This is a genomic window from Boseongicola sp. (assembly GCF_057460485.1).
Genome location: NZ_JBVCWP010000002.1, coordinates 32,613 through 51,040, shown reverse-complemented (window position 1 = coordinate 51,040; position 18,428 = coordinate 32,613). Strand labels below are relative to the sequence as shown.

At 56.1% G+C, this 18,428-nt stretch carries 16 protein-coding genes and 1 pseudogene; 7 read left to right on the top strand and 10 right to left on the bottom strand.

Annotation, left to right across the window (positions count from 1 at the left end; genetic code table 11):
- Positions 1-51 precede the first annotated feature (51 nt).
- Positions 52-930 carry an RNA polymerase factor sigma-32 gene (locus AC221Y_RS00785; protein WP_299754336.1) on the bottom strand — a complete coding sequence of 293 codons (879 nt, stop codon included), beginning with the start codon at positions 928-930 and terminating at the stop codon, positions 52-54.
- Positions 931-1,121: 191 nt separating this feature from the next.
- Between AC221Y_RS00785 and AC221Y_RS00780 the strand changes: the two are divergent.
- Positions 1,122-2,214, top strand: a pseudogene (locus tag AC221Y_RS00780) (magnesium chelatase domain-containing protein).
- A gap of 12 nt (positions 2,215-2,226) precedes the next feature.
- Here the strand turns inward: AC221Y_RS00780 and gshB are convergent.
- Together gshB and rsmI are read right to left on the bottom strand one after the other, a co-directional pair.
- A complete protein-coding gene (gene gshB / locus AC221Y_RS00775) occupies positions 2,227-3,162 on the bottom strand; it encodes a glutathione synthase (protein ID WP_299754338.1) in 936 nt (311 codons plus the stop codon).
- A gap of 492 nt (positions 3,163-3,654) precedes the next feature.
- Positions 3,655-4,518, bottom strand: coding sequence for a 16S rRNA (cytidine(1402)-2'-O)-methyltransferase (rsmI, locus tag AC221Y_RS00770; RefSeq protein WP_299754340.1), 864 nt, complete (start codon positions 4,516-4,518; stop codon positions 3,655-3,657).
- An 81-nt stretch (positions 4,519-4,599) separates the two neighbouring features.
- Here rsmI and AC221Y_RS00765 point away from each other — a divergent pair, with 81 nt between their 5' ends.
- The 3 genes from AC221Y_RS00765 to murJ are packed head-to-tail and all read left to right on the top strand — an operon-like array spanning position 4,600 to position 10,148.
- Positions 4,600-5,763, top strand: coding sequence for a penicillin-binding protein activator (locus AC221Y_RS00765; RefSeq protein ID WP_299754342.1), 1,164 nt, complete (start codon positions 4,600-4,602; stop codon positions 5,761-5,763).
- On the top strand, positions 5,723-8,539 hold the full coding sequence (locus tag AC221Y_RS00760; RefSeq protein ID WP_299754344.1) for a [protein-PII] uridylyltransferase: 2,817 nt from the start codon (positions 5,723-5,725) through the stop codon (positions 8,537-8,539). The genes AC221Y_RS00765 and AC221Y_RS00760 overlap by 41 nt, the downstream gene beginning before the upstream one ends.
- A 28-nt stretch (positions 8,540-8,567) precedes the next feature.
- Entirely contained in the window at positions 8,568-10,148 is a 1,581-nt protein-coding gene (murJ, locus tag AC221Y_RS00755) for a murein biosynthesis integral membrane protein MurJ (RefSeq protein WP_486706636.1), read from the top strand.
- Here the strand turns inward: murJ and AC221Y_RS00750 are convergent.
- The gene (locus AC221Y_RS00750; RefSeq protein WP_486706635.1) at positions 10,139-10,831 is read right to left on the bottom strand and encodes a rhomboid family intramembrane serine protease; all 693 of its coding nucleotides are present in this window, start codon (positions 10,829-10,831) and stop codon (positions 10,139-10,141) included. The two genes, murJ and AC221Y_RS00750, sit on opposite strands and share 10 nt — an antisense overlap.
- 83 nt (positions 10,832-10,914) lie before the next feature.
- Between AC221Y_RS00750 and trpS the strand changes: the two genes are divergently transcribed.
- A complete protein-coding gene (gene trpS, locus AC221Y_RS00745; protein ID WP_299754350.1) occupies positions 10,915-11,943 on the top strand; it encodes a tryptophan--tRNA ligase in 1,029 nt (342 codons plus the stop codon).
- A gap of 67 nt (positions 11,944-12,010) precedes the next feature.
- Positions 12,011-13,243: a tryptophan synthase subunit beta gene (trpB, locus tag AC221Y_RS00740; RefSeq protein ID WP_299754352.1), complete on the top strand. Its 1,233-nt coding sequence runs from the start codon at positions 12,011-12,013 to the stop codon at positions 13,241-13,243.
- A gap of 27 nt (positions 13,244-13,270) precedes the next feature.
- Here trpB and AC221Y_RS00735 read toward each other — a convergent pair whose 3' ends face one another.
- From AC221Y_RS00735 to AC221Y_RS00710, 6 genes are all read right to left on the bottom strand, one after another.
- Positions 13,271-13,645 carry a DUF2237 family protein gene (locus AC221Y_RS00735; protein ID WP_299754354.1) on the bottom strand — a complete coding sequence of 125 codons (375 nt, stop codon included), beginning with the start codon at positions 13,643-13,645 and terminating at the stop codon, positions 13,271-13,273.
- Positions 13,646-13,679: 34 nt separating this feature from the next.
- On the bottom strand, positions 13,680-14,567 hold the full coding sequence (locus AC221Y_RS00730) for a DUF2332 domain-containing protein (RefSeq protein ID WP_486706634.1): 888 nt from the start codon (positions 14,565-14,567) through the stop codon (positions 13,680-13,682).
- A gap of 140 nt (positions 14,568-14,707) precedes the next feature.
- Positions 14,708-15,388 carry an aminoacyl-tRNA hydrolase gene (gene pth, locus AC221Y_RS00725; protein WP_299754359.1) on the bottom strand — a complete coding sequence of 227 codons (681 nt, stop codon included), beginning with the start codon at positions 15,386-15,388 and terminating at the stop codon, positions 14,708-14,710.
- Positions 15,389-15,400: 12 nt separating this feature from the next.
- A complete protein-coding gene (locus tag AC221Y_RS00720) occupies positions 15,401-16,186 on the bottom strand; it encodes an ion transporter (RefSeq protein ID WP_299754361.1) in 786 nt (261 codons plus the stop codon).
- 40 nt (positions 16,187-16,226) lie between these two features.
- Positions 16,227-16,796: a DUF6778 family protein gene (locus tag AC221Y_RS00715; protein ID WP_486706633.1), complete on the bottom strand. Its 570-nt coding sequence runs from the start codon at positions 16,794-16,796 to the stop codon at positions 16,227-16,229.
- Positions 16,797-16,922: 126 nt separating this feature from the next.
- Positions 16,923-17,366 (bottom strand): Lrp/AsnC family transcriptional regulator, encoded by a 444-nt coding sequence (locus tag AC221Y_RS00710; protein ID WP_299754365.1) that lies wholly within the window; start codon positions 17,364-17,366, stop codon positions 16,923-16,925.
- A gap of 82 nt (positions 17,367-17,448) precedes the next feature.
- On the opposite strand from AC221Y_RS00710, the gene AC221Y_RS00705 reads away from it, so the two are divergent.
- Entirely contained in the window at positions 17,449-18,039 is a 591-nt protein-coding gene (locus AC221Y_RS00705; protein WP_299754410.1) for a LysE family translocator, read from the top strand.
- Positions 18,040-18,428 lie beyond the last annotated feature (389 nt).

The window sequence follows — 18,428 nt, the reverse complement described above, 5'->3', positions numbered from 1 at the left end:
CAAAAACCGGACCGTCATCCGCCGATCCCTCTATTTAGGAGCAGTTGAGGTTTAGACAAAAAACTCGAAAACTTCCTTGGATTGCGCTTCGAGGTTCTTTCGCATTTTCCCAAATGCCGCCGCTTCTAGCTGCCGAACCCGTTCTTTCGAAAGACCAAGCTCGTTGCCGAGGCTTTCCAAAGTGCGCGGATCGTCGCGAAGTTTGCGTTCCCGAACAATGAACCGTTCGCGCTCGTTCAACGCGGACATCGCGGTCACCAACCAAGTCCGAAGCGTATCGTTATCTTTCTTCTGTTCCACGCGCGCGGACTGCTGTGCGCCTTCGTCTTCCAGAGTTTCAATCCATTCGCGGCCCTCATCGTCCGACGACTGCGTCGCATTCAACGAGAAATCAGAGCCCGCCAAGCGACCTTCCATCATTTCCACATCGTGCAGCGGAACCCCGACTTCTTGCGAAATCATCTCGCGCATTTTATGGCGATCAAGTGCCTCACCTCGACCCGCAGCCTCACGCTCGAGACGAGCCTGCACGCGGCGCAGGTTGAAGAAAAGAGATTTTTGCGAACTTGTGGAGCCTGTCCGAACCATCGACCAATTGCGCATGACGTGATCCTGGATAGACGCTTTGATCCACCAAACAGCATAGGTCGAAAAGCGCACACCGCGGTCGGGATCAAACTTTTCGGCTGCTTTCATCAAACCAAGATTTGCTTCTTGAATCAAGTCGTTCATTGGAGCGCCATAGCGTCGGAACTTTGAAGCCATGGAAATCGCCAGGCGCATATAGGCTGTAATGAGCCGGTGAAGAGCTTCCTCATCACGGTCATCACGCCACGCATAAGCAAGTCTCAGTTCAGTCTCGGCATCAAGCAATTCAGCTTTCATTGCCTTTCGTGAGAGTGAATGATCGTTGACCCCGTCCAGCGCCATCATAGTTCTCCCTGAGTTGACCGATTAACCTGTGTTTACTCTATCGCTTACAATTTCTACGGCTCCATTTTCGGGTTGGATCACTTTTGGCCAGCCTTCGCCGTGACAGCCATGCCGAACCACGCCCGGCGGGCTACCTACACTAAGGTTTGCCTAACCAAACCTCGGGCATACCCGCAGCGAACATATTCATGGATGCACGCCCGCATAGGGTTGCCGTTGAAGGCATCGAGGGACAAGACGCTCTGTCGCCGGGCGTGCCGTCGTCTTCCATCATCGGCTTGCCCCGCAAAACAATGACCGAAGCCCGCGAGCGGGGTCGTGCGGCACTAACCAGTTTATCAATCGCGCTGCCGCCGAAACGCGGAACGGTTAATCTGTCGCCCGCAGACATGCCAAAGGAAGGCTCCTATTCGATCTTCCCATCGCGCTGGCCGTCCTCCCAGCGATTGGCGTGATCCCACCGGACGACGTCGACAGATCGGTAGCTTTGGGGAACTCTCCCTGGACGGCGGTCTTATTCTGGTCGCGGGCGCCCTTTCCGCCGCACTTGCAGCTGTCGACTCCAGCCGCACCCTTATGTGTCCGAAAGCATCGGACAGAGGCGGTATGGGTTGGAGACACGGCTGTCTACGCACCTGCCAGGTTTTCAGAAGCAATTGCACACCTGAACGAGGATCGACCCCTTGCGATCTCAGAGCTGGTCGAAATCCAAAACGGACCGGCGCAGCTCAATCTGCGTGACGTCCGCGGACAGGAAACCCGCAAAACGCGCTTGAAATCGCTGCTGCAGGTCGAGACCATCTGTTGTTGGTTGGGACAACAGGGGCAGGCAAGTCAGTGCTTGCGGCACGATCGCCCGGAATTCTTCCGGAGCTTAGTTCTGAAGAAGCCCTTGAAACCTCGATGGTGCATTCACGCACCGAGGTGCCGCAGGTCTCGTTCTCCGATCTTGGAAGTCACACCCCAAAGGGCGAGGCCTCGGCAGTTGTAGCCGGTCGCCTGGCCGCCGCGCGCACGGCAGACTGCGAGATATGCGCAAGCTACTGAAATCCGTGCAAATGCGGACTTAGGCGGCATCTGGCTAGACGCCGTTGCCATGCCAGATGCCGAAGGAAAGAAGTTTCTGATGCAGGCGGACGAAAAGCTTGGATTTTTGGGCGCGGATAGCATCGGGTACTTCGCGTCGCCCGCACAATCTCTGACCTATTAAACACCGAAAACGCGTCGCTAAATAAAATCGCAGAGGCCGTGGCGTTCCGGCTGGCGGGCCAACCGATCTAAACCACTTGTGGACTAGGTTTTGCGGGCTTCGATCGCGTCCCAGATCGCACCAGCCGCATTGATTCCGTCAAAGCGCTCAAGCTCTTGAATGCCGGTTGGCGAAGTCAAATTAATCTCAGTCAGATAACTTCCAATGACATCTATGCCGACGAAAACCTGACCCTTTTCGCGCAAGAGCGGTCCAATAGCGGCGCAAATCTCGTGATCCCGCGCCGACAATTCGACCTTTTCAGCCCGCCCCCCGACGTGCAGGTTTGATCGCGTCTCTCCGGCGGCAGGAACCCGATTGATGGCCCCAATTGGCTCGCCGTCCACAAGGATAACCCGCTTATCTCCGTTTGAAACATCCGGCACAAACTTCTGCGCAATCAGAGGCTCACGATTCATGCTGGTGAACAGTTCATGCAAGCTGACGAGGTTGCGGTCTGCATGCACAAGCCGAAAGACGCCAGCGCCGCCGTTGCCATACAGAGGCTTCAAAATCATGTCGCCATGACGGTCGCGAAATGCCTGTATCGTCTTGAGATCGCGCGCAATTGTGGTTGGTGGAGTGAGATCAGGAAAGCCCAAAACAAGAAGCTTCTCAGGGTAATTTCGCACCCAAAACGGATCGTTCACGACCAACGTTGAAGCCGGTAGACGTTCTAGAATATGCGTACTGGTAATATATCCCATATCAAATGGCGGGTCCTGTCGTAGCCACACGACGTCGAAATCAGCGAGATCAACGGTCTCTTCGGGGCCAAGATCGGCGTGGTTCCCAATCTCGCGGCGCACCGTCAGGGCATGGCCCCGCGCGGTGACACGCCCCTCGTCCAGAGCCAACGCATCCGGCGTATAGTAGAAAAGCTCGGCTCCGCGCGTCTGCGCTTCCTCCGCCAATCGAAAGGTCGAATCAGCGTTGATATCGATTGATCCAATTGGATCCATTTGAATTGCAACACGCACAACGAAGCCCTCCCTTTAGATCGGTTCGAGACCTTGTGACCCATCCTTGCAAGCACTGCAACGCACGGAACCTATGCGCCGAAAGGGAAACGTTTTCGATAATCGGGCACGCGCCCGTGTCATTCACCAAGGCCACGTCGATCCGAATGCCCGTTTCTAGCCCCTGCGGAGATTGCGCGGCAAACTCTTCAGACACACCCCGATACGGCCAGGCTGGCGCCTTGTTATCCGGTCCACGGCCGTAGCGAAGTCCTTGGCTCTTTTGACTTCGACAAAGACAAAAAAGGGATCCGAGCTGAAAAACAAGATCAAATTCGCCGGACTTACTGCGCCATCGGCGCCTCACGACTTTGGCCCCGTCGTCACAGACGCGACGCTTGCCGCATTCTTCAGCAAATATGCGTTTAAGATAGATCGCCAGAGCGCGCGTCTGCTTGTTCATTGCCCGCTCCTTTGCGGGGCCACCACTCGCTAACCGGGACAAGTTTTAAGCTAATCTTCACTCTGAATCTCAAGGCCAAGTTGGTAGAGATCCCGTTTTGACACTCCAAAGCGATCCGCCACATCCGTCGCGGCGGCCTTGAGTTTTTGCGTCTTCATCGCTTCAGTCATTGCGTCTCGTACTCGCGCGGGGTCAACTTCTGTCGCGCCTTTTGCGATGCACAAGACGATCTCGCCCTTTGGCACTATACCGTCGTACTGCTCGGCCAAATCAGCGAGCGTTCCGCGCCGAACCTCTTCGAATCGCTTGGTCAGTTCGCGACAGACCGCCGCGTCACGCTCTGGACCCAAAACCTCAACGGCAGCGGCAAGCATGGCCGACAGACGGCGCGGACTTTCAAACAAGACAAGCGTGCCCGCAACGTCGCGAAAGCTTTCCAGAAACGATTTTCGTGCAGATTTCGCTGTTGGCGAGAATCCAGCAAAAATGAAACAATCACTCGGCAGTCCGCTTAAGGTCAGTGCAGCAAGTACCGCCGACGGCCCCGGGGCCGAAGTGATGACAAGCCCCTCGCCAGTCATGGCGCGTCCAAGCGAATACCCCGGGTCGGCGACCAGTGGCGTTCCAGCGTCCGAGGCATAGGCCACGGATTTGCCTGTGCGCACTGCATCCAGCAGTCGCGGCCGCATCGCAGCACCGTTATGGTCATGATACGCCAACACCCGTCTGCCATCCAACGGCACGCCGTGAATTTCCATCAAACGCCGCAAAGTTCGCGTGTCCTCTGCCACCAGCACATCCGCCGCGCGAAGAATATCAAGCGCCCTAAGAGTGATGTCGCGCGCATTTCCAATTGGAGTTGCAACGAAGTATAGGCCCGCAGCAAGCGGCACCTGGCTCGCTTCACTTACCATTTCCGCGTCCGCGATTTACTTGATCGTCGATTCTGCATAGGGTCGCGCAAAATGTTTCCACCGTTTTGAGGTACCTATCCAATGGTCGCTTTTTTGGCTCTTCGCCGCAAGTTACTCTCTGGCTTTGTTGCACTTTTTGCAATGGGCGCGCTGATGGCGTGTGATGCATCGCTTGGTTCCGGTCCGTTGATAAATGCCTCGCGCGCCGTCCCGGTTGCTTTGCTTGTTCCAAAAACTTCAGGCGTTGCCGGTGATCTAGCACAATCGCTTGAAAACGCAGCGCGATTGGCAGTGAGCGACCTTCAAAGCGTTGAAGTCGACTTGCGCGTTTATGATACGGCTGGAACGGCCGAAGGTGCAGCACTGGCTGCAAATCAGGCGGTGAGTGACGGCGCGCGGATCATTGTCGGCCCGCTGTTTGGCGAGGCGGCCTCGGCCGCCGGACAGGCAGTTGCGGCGCGCGGCGTGAACGTTCTCACTTTCTCAAACAACCCCGCCATTGCTGGCGGCAACGTTTTCCTTTTGGGAAACACGTTCCAAACTTCCGCTGACCGTCTCGTGCGGTACGCTGCCAGCCAGGCAAACGGCGATATTTATATCGTCCACGCCGAAGATGGCGCTGAGATTGCTGGACGAGATGCAATTCAGCGCGCGATAGCAGCCAACGGCGCACGTTTGGCAGGGACATCATCCTTCCCGCTTTCACAGCAGGGTGTCATCGCTGAGATCCCGAACATTTCTCGCGCTTACCGGGCGTCGGGGGCTTCGTCGCTCTTTGTGACATCCGGTACTTCCGGGGCTCTGCCCTTCCTTGCAGAACTTCTCCCAGAAAACGGGATCGACGCCGAAGCTGCACAATTTATTGGCCTGCAAAGACTTGATATCCCGACAAGCGCATTGTCGCTAAAGGGGTTGCAAGGCGCATGGTTTGCAACCCCTTCGCCTGATCGCACGGCGCGGTTCAACGCGCGCTATCAGGCGGCGTACGGGGCATTGCCGACGCCCGTTGCAGGCCTTGCCTACGACGGTATCGCCGCAATCGGAGCGCTGGTTGCCCAAGGCAATTCTAACGCTCTGACGCAACCAGCATTGACCCAAGGCGCCGGCTTCGCCGGTGTCTACGGCCCGTTCCGGTTCTTCCCAAATGGCACCAACGAGCGCGGCTTGGCCGTTGCGCAAATTCAGAACAATCAGGTGATCGTCATTGACCCCGCTCCAACAAGCTTTGGAGGCGCCGGTCTCTGACCTCGCGCCACCGTTGGGTGAAGACCCAACAAAACACCTGATCGCGCCTGCGTCTGAGATTTTTGACGAAGCCGCCATACGTGCCGAAATCGCGGCTAATCTGCCAGATGGCGCCGACAGTCGCGCTGTCCGGCGGGTTACTGTCGATACGTTGAAAACAGCCATTTCGTCTGGTCGCAAGATCATCGAAGACGCTTTCGAACGCGCGCCTCTTGCCGCGCGACCTGCCGTTGTCTCCTACGCATTTTTAACCGATGGCGTGATCCGCACCGTGCTGCATGTGGCTCAGACCTACCTCCACCCCAATCCAAATCCGACCGAGGGCGAGCGGATAGCGGTTTTGGCCGTCGGAGGATACGGACGCGGAGAAATGGCGCCATATTCGGATGTTGACCTGCTGTTTTTGAACCCATGGAAAATCACCCCATGGGCCGAAAGCCTGATCGAAAGCATCCTCTATATGTGCTGGGATCTGCATCTGAAAGTCGGTCATTCAAGCAGAACGGTGAAAGACTGCATTCGCCTTGGTCGCGAAGACTATACGATTCGTACCGCGCTTCTTGAGCATCGTTTTCTGGTCGGGGACCAGGCCATCGCGCAGGAGCTTTCTAAAAAGCTGAAATCAGACCTGTTCAAGAACACAGCTTCGGAATTCATCGAAGCCAAACTTGCCGAACGCGCCGAGCGTCACCGGAAACAAGGTGGCCAGCGCTACATGGTAGAGCCAAACGTCAAAGAAGCCAAAGGTGGCTTGCGCGACCTGCAAACGCTGTTCTGGATCGGCAAGTACATCCACGGTGTCCGTGATGCCGCTGATTTGGTCAGGATGCGCCTGCTGCGCCAAGACGAATATGATGACTTCGTTGCCGCCGAAACGTTCCTCATGGCGATCCGCAACCATCTTCACATTGTTGCCGGTCGCGCCATGGATCAACTTACTTTCGACATGCAGGTCGAAGTTGCAAAACGCATGGGGTACGTCGACAAAGCAGGGCGGCGCGCCGTCGAATTCTTCATGCAGGACTACTTTCGGCACGCAACAACCGTGGGAGAACTGACACGCATCTTTCTGACCGCACTTGAAGCAAAGCACGTCAAAAAAGCACCTTCATTGGTCAACTTCTTCCGTCGCCGCCGAAAAGTTAACGTCCAATACACTATCAAACAAAACCGTCTGACCGTCACACGTCAAAAGCCGTTTCTGGCGGACAATCTCAACCTTCTTCGCATTTTCGATGAAGCCCTTCGAACCGGCTATCTCCTGCATCCTGACGCCATGCGTTTGATCTCAGCCAACCTTCACCTGATCGACGACACAATGCGCACCTCGGCTGAGGCAAACCGCATTTTCATAGATTTGCTACTGAAACGCGGCAACCCCGAACGCGCTCTACGTCGGATGAACGAACTAGGCGTGCTTGCAGCCTTTGTCCCTGAATTCGCGCCCGTCGTCGCGATGATGCAGTTCAACATGTACCACAGCTACACGGTGGACGAGCATACGATCCAATGCATCTCGACACTGGCGCAGATTGAGCGCGGTGAGCTTGTCGAGGAGCTTCCGGTCGCAAGCGGCATTCTCAAACGCGGCGTAAACCGCAAAGTGCTTTATGCCGCGTTGTTCCTTCATGACATAGGCAAGGGCCGGCCCGAAGATCACTCGGTGCTCGGGGCGCAAATCGCACGAAAAGTGGCGCGACGCTTCGGGTTAAAACAGGACGAGGTTGAGACCGTCGAATGGCTTGTCCGCTATCACCTTTTGATGTCGGACATGGCACAAAAGCGCGATATTTCCGAACCCCGCACGGTTCGTGATTTTGCGAAAGCAGTAAAAACCCAGAAACGGCTCGATTTACTGACGGTCGTGACGGTCTGTGACATCCGAGGTGTCGGACCCGATGTCTGGAATAACTGGAAGGCGCAACTGATCCGCGCCCTTTATTGGCAGACGTCTTCTGCCCTCGAACATGGTCTAGAAGACGTAAACCGCGAAACGGCCGAGAAAGAAGCCAAGAAAGCCCTTCGCGCGGCCCTTTCGGACTGGCAAAGCAAACCTCTTCGCACCGAAACTGCACGTCACTATGGCACTTACTGGCAAGGCCTGCCAAGCGAAGCGCATGTGATTTTTGCCAATCTTCTGAAAGACATCGCCGACGACGAGATCCGCATCGACATCAAACCAGACGACGACCGCGATGCGACGCGGGTTTGCTTTGCACTTGCAGACCATCCCGGCATTTTCGCCCGCCTCGCAGGGGCCTTGGCGCTTGTCGGGGCCAACGTTGTAGACGCACGTACCTACACATCGTCCGACGGGTACGCGACAGCAGTGTTCTGGATACAGGATGCAGACGGCGCCCAATACGAGGCCGCTCGGCTTCCACGCCTGAAGTCGATGATCAGAAAAACGTTCAAAGGCGAAGTTCTTCCGCGCAAATCACTGGCCGACCGCGACAAGCTGAAAAAACGCGAGAAGGCGTTCAACGTCGCCACTTCGATCACCTTCGACAACGAGGGCTCGGATATTTACACCATCATCGAAGTCGACACTCGGGACCGCACCGGACTGCTGTACGATCTGGCGCGGACCCTTGCCGAGGCGAACGTCTATATCGCCAGCGCTGTCATCGCGACTTACGGCGCGCAGGTCGTCGATACGTTCTACGTCAAAGACATGTTTGGTCTGAAATTCCATGCAGCCAGCAAGCAGAAAACGCTGGAAAACCGACTGCGCGCCGCAATCCTGGACGGCGCCAAACGGGCACTCGACAAATGAGGCGCTTTAACAAAAGGGAATTCGCGCGGTGAAGCCGATCCGTCTTGTTTCAGGCGTTCTCACCGTCGGCTTCTGGACACTTCTGAGCCGCATATTCGGGTTTGTGCGCGATATTCTAATCGCGGCCTGGCTTGGAACCGGCCCAGTCGCCGAAGCATTTCTGGTCGCGTTTTCCCTACCAAATATGTTCCGACGCTTTTTTGCCGAAGGCGCGTTCAACATGGCTTTCGTGCCAATGTTCTCAAAGAAACTTGAGGCCAACGACGGGGCACAATCTTTTGCGCGGGATGCCTTCGCCGGGCTCGCGGCCATTTTGTTGGTGCTCAGCTGCTTAGCGACTGTCTTTATGCCGTGGCTTGTGTGGGCGATGGCCTCGGGGTTTGTCGGCGATGAACGCTTCGACATAACGGTCACTCTGGGGCGCATTGTTTTCATCTATATTCTGTTTATCTCGCTTGCGGCGCTGGTCTCCGGGGTCCTGAACGCAAGTGGACGCTTCGTTGCGGCTGCGGCTGCGCCCGTTTTGCTGAACATCATTCTCATTGCAGCACTGATATTTGCTGAGACCGGCACCTTCACATCAGATTTGGTGTCTGCTTCTGACGGAAAAGGCACGCACGGAACGCTGCTGGCGTTCGGAGTGGTCTTGGCGGGCATTGCGCAGCTTGCCTTTGTTTGGGTCGCCGCACGCCGTAACGGGTTTGATTTGCGGCCTAAAAAGCCGGTGTGGACGCCAGAATTAAAGCGCCTCGCAATCATCGCCGCACCTGCCGCACTGGCCGGGGGCGTTGTTCAGGTCAACCTCATCGTCGGGCGGCAAGTGGCAAGCTTCTTTGACGGAGCCATCGCATGGCTGTCTTACGCCGACCGACTTTACCAACTCCCGTTGGGTGTCGTCGGGATTGCGATCGGGATCGTCCTTCTCCCCGACCTGTCGCGGCGCCTACAAGCGCAGGACACCACGGGCGGCCAGGATGCCTTTAGTCGCGCCACAGAGATGTCGCTTGCCCTCTCGATCCCTGCGGCGGTTGCGCTGTTTGTGATCCCTGTGGTGCTTGTCGAGATCCTTTTTGAACGCGGTGCCTTTGGTCCCGAAGACACCGCCGCAACGGCGCTTGCAACGGCCGTATATGGGCTCGGCCTTCCCGCCTTCGTCATGCAAAAAGTTCTTCAACCGCTTTATTTCGCTCGGGAGGATACGAGACGACCATTCTATTTCGCGATGGTCGCAATGGTCATAAATGCCGTGCTTGCCGTCGGCTTGGCCCCAACAATCGGCTACATCGCAGCCGCTATCGGAACCACAGTCGCGGGCTGGGCTATGTTTGCCCTTTTGTGGTGGAAGAGCCGCGCGATGGGTCAGGCTAGCGCGTTGGATGTCCGCGCGCGCAAACGTATTGGTCGCATCATTATTGCTGCTGCCATCATGGGCATTGGCCTTTGGTGCGCCGAACTGCTGATCACACCCGATCTAATGGTGGGTGTGCTTAAATTCGCGGTTCTCGCGCTGCTGGTGCTCTTTGGCATGGGTCTTTACGCCATCGCCGGCATCGCCTTCGGCGCATTCAGCGGCCGCGATCTTACCGCAGCCTTTCGCCGTCAACGCTGACGAATTCGCGCTAACATCCGGCGCATACCGCCTCGTGCTACGAAAGGGGCAACCAGAAAACCGACTATAAACCCGGCAACTTCGGCAACCCACTCGCTTGAGCTTCCAAAAAACACACCGAAGAATAACTGGATACCAAGCAAAAACCCAATAAGTGTAAAAGCCTGATACTGGTTTTGTCCCGTTTGCCCGTAACTGACCCAAAGAATGAACGTATAGGTTCCAATTAGCCCGTAAACGGCCGGGTATCCGCCGACGAGAGGGCGCGGGTCCCCCGTCAGACCCGCGAAAACCAACGCTCCGAATATGGCCGAGATAAAGAACGTCGCAATAACCGCGACACCTCCTAGGGCTTCACCCACCAGCTTTCCAAGAGCCAGCAGGAACACTATCACAAACAGAACATGTGTGAATCCGAGGTGAATGAACGGATACGAAACGAAGCGAACCAATTCGGGTGTTGTCCACATTTGCCGCTGAACGATGACCTCAAGCAGAGGCGCGAAAAATCCATAGCTTTGGATAGCCTCTACGCGCCAGCCACCCCCGGCGTCCCCGCCGATAAGGCCCCGAGCGCCCGCACTCAGCAAAACCTCGACCGCGAAAATCGCCAGCGCCAACGCCACGACAACCGGAGGAAGGGGGTTTACGACGGGCTGAGAAGGTTGGGAATCATGGCTCATGGGGCATTTGCCTTTCTTGACGGGACTGCCCCCTCTCGGTAAGCCGCGTGGACGCGGAAATCCACCTTTCGAAAGGGTACAATATGACGAATGCGGCATTCACTCCGCGCGTCTTCTCAGGCATCCAGCCTTCGGGAGGCCTGACGCTTGGAAATTACCTTGGCGCTTTGAAACGCTTTGTCGATATGCAGGACGCGGGCAAATACGAATGCGTTTACTGTCTCGTCGATCTCCACGCGATTACTGTTTGGCAAGAACCAGAGAAGCTTCGCGCCAACACCCGCGAGCTTGCAGCCTTTTTCATTGCCTGTGGCATCGACCCGGAGAAATCGATCCTGTTCAACCAAAGTCAGGTCCCGGCCCATTCTCAACTTGCGTGGATCTTTAACACGGTCGCCCGCATGGGCTGGATGGGTCGGATGACCCAGTGGAAGGACAAGGCAGGCAAGAACAGCGAGAACGCATCACTTGGGCTATTCGCCTACCCTGCCCTCATGGCGGCGGACATTCTTCTTTATCACGCGACCCACGTCCCGGTTGGCGAAGACCAGAAACAGCACCTTGAACTTACGCGGGATGTGGCGGCAAAGTTTAACCATGACTATGGTGTAGATTTCTTCCCGATCACAGAACCGGTGATCGAAGGCCCTGCAACACGGGTGATGTCCCTACGCGACGGGACCAAGAAGATGTCTAAATCCGATCCAAGTGACATGAGCCGTATCAACATGAGCGACGACGCAGACAAGATTGCGCAAAAGTTCCGTAAGGCACGGACCGACTCCGAGCCTTTGCCCGGAAACTACGACGAGCTGAAAGAACGTCCCGCGGCGCGAAATCTGGTCGACATATTCGCCGCCCTTTCCGGTCGCACACAAGCCGATATCATGACCGAGGTAGAAGGCATGCAGTGGGGCACGTTTAAGCCTCTGCTCGCCGATCTAGCTGTGGACAAGCTGTCGCCAATTTCTACCGAAATGACGCGACTTTTGTCGGATCCTGCCGAGATCGACCGCATTCTGGGGAAGGGTGCAGACCGTGCCGACTCGATTGCGACCCCCATCCTTGAAAAAACCTATGAGCTTGTCGGAATGGTGTCGTCGCGCGGCTAAGCGCCGCGACGGCTTTACGCAGGTCTGACACCTCGTTAGACCTGCGCAGTCAGATGTGGAGAGTGTGATGGCGAACGATCTTTTCAATTCATTCATGACCGGCCCCGACGAGAACGGGCGCTTTGGTGATTTCGGCGGGCGCTTTGTTTCTGAAACGCTGATGCCGCTGATCCTCGAGTTGGAAGCCCAATACGAGCATGCGAAGACGGACCAGAGTTTCTGGGACGAGATGAATTTCCTGTGGAAGCACTATGTCGGCCGTCCTTCGCCGCTTTACCACGCTGAGCGCCTGACCGAGCATCTTGGCGGCGCGAAAGTCTACATGAAACGCGACGAGCTGAATCACACCGGCGCCCATAAGATCAACAATGTGTTGGGTCAGATCATCCTTGCACGGCGTATGGGAAAGACACGGATCATTGCCGAAACAGGCGCTGGCCAACACGGCGTTGCTACTGCGACCGTTTGCGCGAAATTTGGTTTAAAATGTGTGGTTTATATGGGCGCCCACGATGTCGAACGTCAGGCACCAAACGTCTTCCGCATGAAGCTTCTTGGCGCTGAGGTTGTCCCTGTCACTTCGGGCCGCGGAACTTTGAAAGACGCGATGAACGACGCGCTTCGCGACTGGGTCACAAATGTCCGCGACACGTTCTATTGCATCGGAACAGTCGCCGGGCCGCACCCTTATCCGGCAATGGTCCGCGATTTTCAGGCAATTATTGGTACCGAAACCAAGTCTCAGATGATGGAGGCCGAAGGCCGCCACCCCGATACTCTCATCGCCGCCATCGGTGGTGGTTCCAACGCGATGGGTCTGTTCTTTCCGTTCCTGGATGACAAAGAAGTCTCTATTATTGGCGTCGAAGCAGGTGGCAAGGGCGTTAACGCAAAGATGGAACACTGCGCCTCGCTCACCGGCGGTCGCCCCGGCGTGCTTCACGGAAACCGCACTTACCTCCTTCAGGACGACGATGGGCAAATCCTCGAAGGCTTCAGCATTTCAGCGGGCCTCGACTATCCGGGCATCGGGCCAGAACACTCATGGCTCCACGAGATCGGTCGCGCGCAGTATGTCGCCATCACGGATGTTGAAGCGCTGGAAGCGTTCAAGCTGTGTTGCGAGTTGGAAGGTATTATCCCCGCCCTCGAGCCAAGCCACGCGCTTGCCCATGTGATGAAAATCGCCCCGGATTTGCCGAAAGATCATATCATTTGCATGAACATGTGCGGCCGAGGCGACAAGGATATCTTTACCGTGGCAAAAGCGCTTGGCGTCGAGATGAATACGGGCGGATAGTCGGCTTAATCCGTCCGACCGGACAGGTTATTCCTCGAATGCATGCGCCATAAGGACGTCAAGCGGGACAGTATCCAGCGTCTTCAAGTGCGTCGCTTCCAAACGAATAAGCGGCCCAGCGCCTTCTTCGGCGGCCTGTAAGAAACGCGCTGCGCAAAGGCACCACCGATCTCCGGGTTTCAGCCCCGGAAACATGAATTCCGGGCGCGGCGTCGACAGGTCATTTCCGAGGTATTTTGAAAACGCCAGGAATTCGGCGGTCAATACTGCGCACACCGTGTGCTGTCCTGTGTCTTCGTCGCAGGTGTTGCACGCTCCATCGCGAAAATACCCTGTCACCGGATCTGTTGAACAAGACTCCAACGGTTCCCCAAGTATATTCACGGCCGGGTCTTTTTGCATTTTTTCGCTCCCCTGAAGCTGCATTTAGCGCGCCTTAAACGCCGGTCCAGTTTACCCAACGTCCATGAAAGTCTCCATGTGCAATCTGTCGGGAAGCCCCACCCGGCCACATTTCAAGTTTGACCGCCGCCCCAACGCCGCCCTCCGCTTCCATCGACAATTGAACAAAAGGCGCCTCATCCGTCGCGCATGATCCAGTTTTCTCAGTCGCCTCGCGCACTTTGGCGCGGGTCTCAGAGGTAAAATACTGCCAAGCCACCGTTTGATAGACACCGCGGCCTGTCTTTGCCGGGGCTTCCAAAACCTCGGCCAACCAGTCCCTCGCGTCCCCGCAGTCAATCTTGGGCGGATCCACCTTCGCAATTCCGATTGCTGCACGCGTGTGCGACATGCGGTCGGGCTGGTCCGGCCAGAGGTAGGCCAAAAGCCGAAGCTGATCCGTTGGATCTGTTGGGTCCAGCGGGTTTAGATCAACCGCTCGCCGCGAGACAACGGTCTGAAGCCGCGTCGGCGGAAGCGGTCCACTCCCGTCCGGGTGAAGCCGCACAGTCGCGTCTGGATTGCCAATCGCAGCCCCCGGAAACTGTCGATGGAACTGATCGGCATAGAGGTTAAGCCCTCCACTTGCTCCCAACTCGAAAAGATCAAGCGGGCGTCCAAAACGCTCCTCGATAAGCGCAAGCGCAGGAAGGATCACTGCCGCACGCAGAACCTCGTTGGTCTGCGGCGCGCTTTGCCGCCATAAAAATATTCGCTTCGGGAAACGCAAAAGCGTTGGCTCGACCGCTGCCCAAAGCGCTTCGTTGTCACCCTCTTGCGAAGGGTAAACACCCTCCAGAGCAAGTCCTTCAATGCCCAATGCGTGACGTGCGCCTGCCAATCTTAGGGGAACGTTGTCGCTTTGTCGTCGCGGGTCGCCCAATCAGCCAAGTACATAGTCGCTTACCGCCGAACCGCCGCGCAAACGATCAGCGCAAAGCCCCATGAGTCACGCCATAAATGGAGAATAGAGCTTCGCGCATGCAACAGATTGCGACCGGAACGCACCAGGTATGTCAAAGCTCAACGAAACTTGTCCGCAAGGCGCTGCAAAGGCGACCGTGCATCATTCTCTACAGGCGCATGCACCTGCTCGGGCACACTCTTTTTGGACGCGGCCGAAGGGGACGATCTTGGCGGATTAAGCCGTAAAGCAACGGCATTTAGAAACCGTCCTGTATCACCGTCAGCCAGATATCCAGCACCGTCGCAAACACCGCGAAGCATATCGTCCAGCCAATTCTGATCAGCCTTGGCAAAGTCCTTCAAGACAAATCCTGCAACAGCATCTTTGTGACCCGGATGCCCGACGCCCATGCGAACCCGCTGATACTCGGAAGTGATGTGCTGATGCAGCGACCGCAGCCCGTTGTGCCCAGCATGGCCGCCGCCCTGCTTCACCCGCAACTTCGCCGGAGCAAGATCAATTTCGTCGTGAAATACGGTGATGTCAGCGGGCGTCAGCTTATAAAAGCGCATCGCCTCACCGACGGATTGTCCCGAAAGGTTCATGAAAGTCTCGGGCTTCAAAAGGATAACTTTTTCGCCCCCAAGCTGCCCTTCAGAAACCTGCCCCTGAAACTTTCCGCGCCACGGCGCGAAACCGTGCTCCGATGCAATGCGATCAAGCGCCATGAACCCGATGTTATGGCGGTTTTGGGCATATTTTGCGCCGGGATTTCCAAGGCCAACAAAGAGCTTCATTGCCGCCAGACCCTATCTGTCTACTTTCAGCGCCGCAAGCTCAGCGCGAAGCCCGCGCACCTCGCGCAAAATCTCTGCACTTTCAATTTTCATCGATTCGCGCTCGTCATGCGCGATCTCTGCATTCTCAGATTGCATCGCGTCAACGATCACGCCGATGAACAGATTCAAAACAGCAAACGCAGTCACAATTATAAATGGCACGAACAGCAGCCAAGCCAAGGGGAAAACCTCCATAACGGGGCGAACGATGCCCATGGACCAACTCTCAAGCGTCATGACCTGAAACAACGTATAAGCCGACGCGCCAAGCGTGCCAAACCACTCAGGAAAGGCGCCCCCAAGCAGCTTCGTGGATATTACGCTAAAGACAAAAAAGATCAGACCCAGCAGAGCAACAATGGACCCCATGCCAGGCAGGGCGGTCAGCAATCCAGCGACCACGCGGCGCATTTGCGGCACAGCAGACACAAGGCGTAGCACCCGCAAAATACGGAATGCACGCAGCGCCGAAAGCGCCCCAGTCGCAGGAACAAGCGCAACGGCGACAATTATGAAATCGAATATGCGCCAAGGGTCTCGCCAGAAACCACGAAAATCGACAGCGAGCCGCAGGAGAATCTCGACGACAAAGATCCCAAGGATCAGCTTGTCGATCCAAAGGATCAAAGACCCAGCCGCTGCCATGATCGCCGGACTGGTTTCAAGCGCCAGACCAATCGCGTTTACGATGATCAAAATCATGATCGTTGGCTCGAAGCGGCGATGGTTCAGTATGCGGGAAAGAGAAGCTTTCACGGTATCCTCAAAGTCATGGGTCTTTTTTGGAAGATGTGGTCTAAACTGTCCGAGGCAAGGGACTATCGGCCAATGCTGCAAAATTCCCATCTTTGGTGAGGACCAAACCCCAACCACCCGCGTATGACAGCAGCGATGTGTTAGACAACACGCTCACGCTGGCTCTGCCAATTGATGGCAGCCGCGATAGCTGCCATGTCCATATTTGCTTCCAGATTGGCGGAAATAAATTCGTTGGCAACAATTGCCTCACCCATTTCCGCATCAAAACCGCACGGGATAAGGCGGATGACATGCACCGCAGCAGACGCGCTTGCAACCCCGTGGGCGTGACGCACTGAAACGTCAGGCCGTCATCAAGGACGGCTGCCACCTGCGCGCGGCAATCCCCGACGGGTTCTCCCTGCCAAACAATACCGGCCCGAGGCGCAAACATATTGTTGTTTGAAACACTGAGCGTATCGGGAACAACCGCCACCACATCGACGACGCGCCACGCCTGAGTGACAATGGTACTGGGTGGATCGTCGTAAGCGACTTCCGAGTTTCCGCCACATCCGGCCAGAAGCATCAGCGCAAGCGCGTCAGCAATAATGCGCCTGTGTTCCATTCGATCTTTGTGGGCCTTTCCATGCCTCTTACTAGGCAGGTATCTAAACTCTGTTCGCCGACTGTTGTTAAAGATACTGGCTCTTTAAAGGCAATCAGCGCGCATTGTTTCGCAAATGACGCCCCGTCAGGCCCGCAAATCCTTGGGCGAGCCCATAACAACGTAGGACGTGATCGCACTCACTTGGGGCAAAGTCCCTAAAACGTTTGTATGAAAGACTTTATAAGCAGCCAAGTCGGCCGCCTCGACACGCAAGAGGTATTCAACGGTGCCAGTCACATTGTGGCATTCGATCACTTCCGGTGCGCGGGAAATCGCGCGTTCGAAGGCTTCCTGGCTATCCTTGGTGTGGATTGACAAGCCGACAGTAATGTAGGCCGTGAACCCGATTCCAAGGCGCACACGGTCCGTCTGAACGCGATATCCGGTGATTACTCCTGTGCGCTCAAGTTCTTGCACCCGCCGCAAACATGCCGAAGGTGACAGACCGACGCGGTCAGAAAGGTCAAGGTTCGATAGGCGCGCATTGAGAGCCAGTTCACGCAATATCTTTTTGTTTATAGCGTCCATATTGTGAATTTATTGCGCAATTGCCGCCCTCACAAGCGACTATGCAATCCCATGAGGCCAAAGTTTGTTAATAATTGCATCCATGTGGACTGACACGCTTCTACCTCTTGTGACCTTCGCCTTCGTGACATCCATCACGCCGGGCCCGAACAACCTTATGCTTATGGCATCAGGCGCAAATTTCGGATTTCAACGCACAATTCCTCACATGCTAGGCGTTGCTTTGGGCTTCGTTTTTATGGCATTTCTGATGGGCATAGGATTGTCCCAAATCTTCGAAACGTGGCCGCGTTTACGCGATGTCCTCACCATTTTCAGTGTCGCCTACCTCCTGTGGCTTGCCTGGAAGATCGCGCATGCGGCCGCTCCAAAAGAAGGAATGGCGGCGGGCAAACCCCTTACCTTCTTGCAGGCAGCGGCGTTCCAATGGGTGAACCCGAAAGCATGGTCAATGGCTCTTACGTCTGTCACGCTCTACGCGCCAGATGACACCCCCCTTGCCATGTTTTTTGTAGCTGCAGTGTTTGGCGCGGTTAACCTTCCCTCGGTCAGCACGTGGTGCATATTGGGGCGCGAAATGCGGCGCGTTCTCACAAATCCCAACCGATTGCGCCTTTTCAATTGGGCAATGGCAGGCATCCTCGTGGCGTCCCTTTATCCAGCACTGCTTTGAGCGCGCCAAAAAAGTCTCGCTCTGTCACCCCCCCTGTGGCAGAACCAACTAACGAAGAGCGCGAACCAATCGCGCCAACGGGGCAAGACATACAAGGTAATAGCATGAAACGTTTTGCGTTTATTGGTGTACTCATGGCAACGATAGCCGGACCTTCGCACGCCAACACGATCAAGAGCGCCTGTTTGAATTCGGATCGCGCGGGCGGGAATTACGCCTTGTGTGGTTGCATTCAGGATGCTGCAAACCGAACTCTGACCACGCGCGATCAACGTTTGGCAGCCACATTCTTCAGCAATCCCCATCGCGCGCAGGAAATCCGCCAGTCCAGCAGCCGGTCGAATGCATCTTTTTGGGAGAGATATCGCAATTTCGGCAACGCCGCAGAA